Origin of the sequence: Carboxydocella sp. JDF658, assembly GCF_002049395.1 — a bacterium.
Lineage (GTDB): Bacteria > Bacillota.
The window spans coordinates 1-581 of sequence record NZ_BDLR01000123.1; the positions used below are offsets into that span (position 1 = coordinate 1).

General features: G+C 55.1%; 1 pseudogene. It reads left to right on the forward strand.

What is annotated here, in order from left to right:
• Positions 1 to 581, forward strand: a pseudogene (locus JDF658_RS12670) (IS200/IS605 family accessory protein TnpB-related protein); the annotation flags it as partial.

Consider the following 581-nt stretch of genomic DNA (forward strand, 5'->3'; position numbering starts at 1 on the left):
TGGAGCAGGGGCGAAGAAGACCCGCTGACTACGGAGATGCGTCTCTTCTGTGCCTGTATGCGGTGGGCCTTTAACCGGCTCCTGGAAGGTGCTTCCCGCCGTGAAATCAAGAAGTCAGGACAAGAACTTTTTGGGCTGAACTCCCGCTATGCGGATGATGCCAGACTTAAAGCACAGGCCCTGCTGGACTCCCAAACAGAACTGCTGAAGTTAGAAAATGAAGAAACAGAAGAGAAACTGGGCCGGGCCAGGAAGAAGCTCAGCCTGGCTATGAGGAAACTGGCAAAGGCAGAGGAAAAGGGGGCTGCTTCAGAAGTTATTGAAAAGCTCCGCCTGGCAGTCAAGGGGCGGAACAAGCGGGTGGTTTCACTCGCAAAAAGGCTGGCTGAACTGAAGGATTACCGGGAGAAGGGTACAATACCAGAGGTAGTCTTTGGGGGCAGAAGGTTGTGGGAAAAGGTCTGCCAGGGCCGGGCCGCCAGTGAAAAATGGCGGCACGCCCGCAGGAACCGCCTCTACTCCCGGGGAGACGAGAGCAAGGGAGGCAACCCCAACATTAAGATATTTTATGACGGACAGGA